We start from the raw sequence: 3,072 nt of genomic DNA on the forward strand, positions 1-3,072 counted from the left end.
CGCGGGGTATCCCGGGACAGCCCTAAAGGGCTGTCCCGTGCTCAGGCGTGCTTGAGGCCCAGTACCTCCGTCGCGGCGAAGGTCTCGTTCGCCGGGCGGGAGTCGTAGTGCGGGGTCAGGAGCTCGTCGAGCTCCTCGTAGGAGAAGGACTCCTTGGCCGTGTCGAACTTGGCGGCCACCCTCGGGCGCTCCATGACGGCCACGATGCCGCCGTGCACGACGAACAGCTGGCCGTTGGCCTTGGCGGAGGCGGGCGAGGCCAGGTAGCCGACGAGCGGTGAGACGTGCTCGGGGGCGAGGGCGTCCAGCTTGCCCTCCTCCGGGACCGCGAAGCCGGCGAAGACGTCCTCGGTCATCCGGGTACGGGCGCGTGGGCAGATGGCGTTGGCCGTCACCCCGTACTTCGCGAGCGCGAGGGCGGTGGAGGTGGTCAGGCCCACGATGCCGCCTTTGGCCGCCGCGTAGTTCGGCTGTCCGGCCGAGCCGCCGAGGAAGGCCTCGGAGGAGGTGTTGACGATCCGGCCGTAAACCGGGCCGCCGGCCGCCTTCGAGCGCTCGCGCCAGTGGACGGACGCGAAGTGGGTGGTGTTGAAGTGGCCCTTGAGGTGGACCCTGATCACCGAGTCCCACTCCTCCTCCGACATCGAGAAGACCATCCGGTCGCGCAGGATGCCCGCGTTGTTGACCAGGATGTCCAGCTTCCCGAAGCCGGCCACCGCCCGCTCGACCAGCTCCCGCGCCTGTTCGAAGTCGGCCACGTCGCCCAGGTGCGCCAGCGCCCGGCCGCCCGCGGCGCGGATCTCCGCGGCGACCTCCTCCGCCGGGGCGGCCGAGGCCTCCCCGGAGCCGTCCCGGCCCGGCTGGCCGAAGTCGTTGACGACGACGCTCGCGCCGAGCCGCGCGAGCTCGATCGCCTCGGCCCGGCCGAGCCCGCGGCCCGCGCCCGTCACGATGGCGGAGAGCCCCTCAAGTGGGAGTGACATCCGTAGCGTTCCTCTCGCAGGTCTCGGAGCGGGTCAGAGTTCGATGCAGGTGCGCAGGGCCACGCCCGTACGCATCTGGTCGAGCGCGTCGTTGATCTCGGCGAGCTGCACCCGGTGCGTGATCAGGCTCGCCAGGTCCACCCGGCCGGCCCGCCACAGGGCGATGGTGCGCTCGTAGGAGCGGAGCACGTCCCCGCCTCCGTACATCGACGGCAGGATCTTCTTCTCGTCGAAGAAGAGCGAGAACATGTCGATCTGGTAGTTGTCGTCCATCGCGCCGGCGCCGACGATCACTACGCTGCCGCCGCGGCGGGTCATCTTGTAGGCGGTCTGCGCGGTGGCGGACTTGCCTACGACCTCGAAGACGTAGTCGAAGCCCTCGCCGCCGGTGATGCGGTTCCTGGCGTCGTCGAAGGCCTCCGGGCCCACGGCCTCGGTGGCTCCGAACCGCAGGGCCGCCTCGCGCCGCGACTCCACCGGGTCGACGGCGATGATCTGGGCCGCGCCTTGGACCTTGGCGCCCTGGATGACGGATATGCCGACGCCGCCGCAGCCGATGACGGCGACCGAGGACCCGGCCTCCACCTTGGCCGTGTTGATGGCCGCGCCGAGGCCGGTGGTGACACCGCAGCCGATGAGCGCGGCGATGTCGAAGGGCACGTCGTCGGGGATCGGGACGGCGCACGCGGCATCGACCACGAGCTCCTCGGCGAAGGTGCCGGTCGCGGCGAAGCCGAAGATGTCACCGCCCGCGCGGCAAAAGTTGGGGGTGCCCGCGTTGACCAGGCTCGCCAGGCACAGGTGCCCCTGGCCGCGCTTGCAGGACGGACAGTGGCCGCACGGCGGCAGCCAGCAGACGAGGACCCGGTCGCCCTGCTGGAGGGTGGTGACCCCGTCCCCGACGTCGGAGATCACCCCGGAGCCCTCGTGGCCCGGGATGAAGGGGGCCGGCTGCGGCAGGACGCCGCTCATCGCGGAGAGGTCCGAGTGGCACAGGCCGGTGGCCTTGATCCGGATCTTCACCTTGCCCGGGCCGAGGCCGACGGCCTCCATGTCGTCGACGACCTCGAGCTTGTCCTGGCCGATCTCGCTCTGCAGTGCTGCGCGCACGGTGCGGCTCCTTGGGTCTGGTACTCGTACGGTCGTGTTCTCGTACTCGTGCTTACGCGTGCTCGACGACGGTGTCGGCGAGGACCGGCGCGTCGTCCCGTTCGACGGCGGTCACCGACACCAGGACCCGGCCGGGCTCCTGCCACATCCGGATGCGCAGCGTCTCGCCCGGGAAGACGATCCCGGCGAAGCGTGTGCGGTAGGCGCGGACGCGGGAGACGTCTGCGCCCAGGGCCGTGTCGACGACGGCCTTGAGGGTCATCCCGTACGAGCACAGGCCGTGCAGGATCGGCTGGTCGAAGCCGGCCGTCCTGGCGAACTCGGGGTCGGCGTGCAGCGGGTTCCAATCGCCGGAGAGGCGGTAGAGGAGCGCCTGGTCCTCGCGGATGTGCCGCTCCTCGACGCGGTCCGGGGCGCGCTCGGGCAGTTCCTCCCTGACGGAGGGGCCGCGCTCGCCGCCGAACCCGCCCTCGCCCCGTACGAAGATCTGCGCGTCGCTCCTCCACAGGGGCCCGTCGGCGTCGGCGACCTCGGTGCGCAGCACGACGACGGCGGCCTTGCCCTTGTCGTAGAGAGCCGCGACCCTGGCGGTGGAGGTGGCCCTGCCCCGGACGGGGATGGGCCGGTGCAGCTCGATGGACTGGCCGCCGTGCAGGACGTGGGCGAGGTCGATCTCGATCCCGGGGGCGGCGAGGCCGCCCATCATGGCCATCCCGGCGCCGGCGACGGTCGCGAAGCTGGGGAGGACGTGGAGCTTGGATTCGAGGGTGTAGCGCAGCTCGTCCGGGTCGGTGGCCGGCCGGCCCGCGCCGAGGCCGAGGTGGTAGAGCTGGATGTCCTTGTGGTCCCAGCCGATGTCCCCCAGGCGGGGGTCGGCGGCGAGGGCCTTGGCGGCATCGATCGGCATGGGGATGCTGCTCCCTGTCGTTGGAGAACCGGGGCCGTGGAAGAGCCGTGGAGCCGTGGAAGACCTCGGTGC

General features: G+C 71.5%; 3 protein-coding genes. All 3 read right to left on the reverse strand.

The features are described from left to right. Positions 1-41: 41 nt before the first annotated feature. The 3 genes from ACWGIU_RS34060 to ACWGIU_RS34070 are packed head-to-tail and all read right to left on the reverse strand — an operon-like array spanning position 42 to position 3,000. Positions 42-983, reverse strand: a complete 942-nt coding sequence (locus ACWGIU_RS34060; protein ID WP_453711969.1) for a 3-oxoacyl-ACP reductase — start codon at positions 981-983, stop codon at positions 42-44. A gap of 33 nt (positions 984-1,016) precedes the next feature. After that, the gene (locus tag ACWGIU_RS34065) at positions 1,017-2,093 is read right to left on the reverse strand and encodes a Zn-dependent alcohol dehydrogenase (protein ID WP_453711970.1); all 1,077 of its coding nucleotides are present in this window, start codon (positions 2,091-2,093) and stop codon (positions 1,017-1,019) included. Positions 2,094-2,145: 52 nt separating this feature from the next. Further along, a complete protein-coding gene (locus ACWGIU_RS34070; RefSeq protein ID WP_453711971.1) occupies positions 2,146-3,000 on the reverse strand; it encodes a MaoC/PaaZ C-terminal domain-containing protein in 855 nt (284 codons plus the stop codon). Between the last annotated feature and the right edge of the window lie 72 nt (positions 3,001-3,072).

The organism is Streptomyces sp. NPDC054840 (genome assembly GCF_053611065.1).

Bases quoted from the DNA above. Each gene is read 5' to 3' on its own strand.
- ACWGIU_RS34060 (WP_453711969.1), bottom strand. From the start codon at position 983: ATGTCACTCCCACTTGAGGGGCTCTCCGCCATCGTGACGGGCGCGGGC.
- ACWGIU_RS34070 (WP_453711971.1), bottom strand. From the start codon at position 3,000: ATGCCGATCGATGCCGCCAAGGCCCTCGCCGCCGACCCCCGCCTGGGG.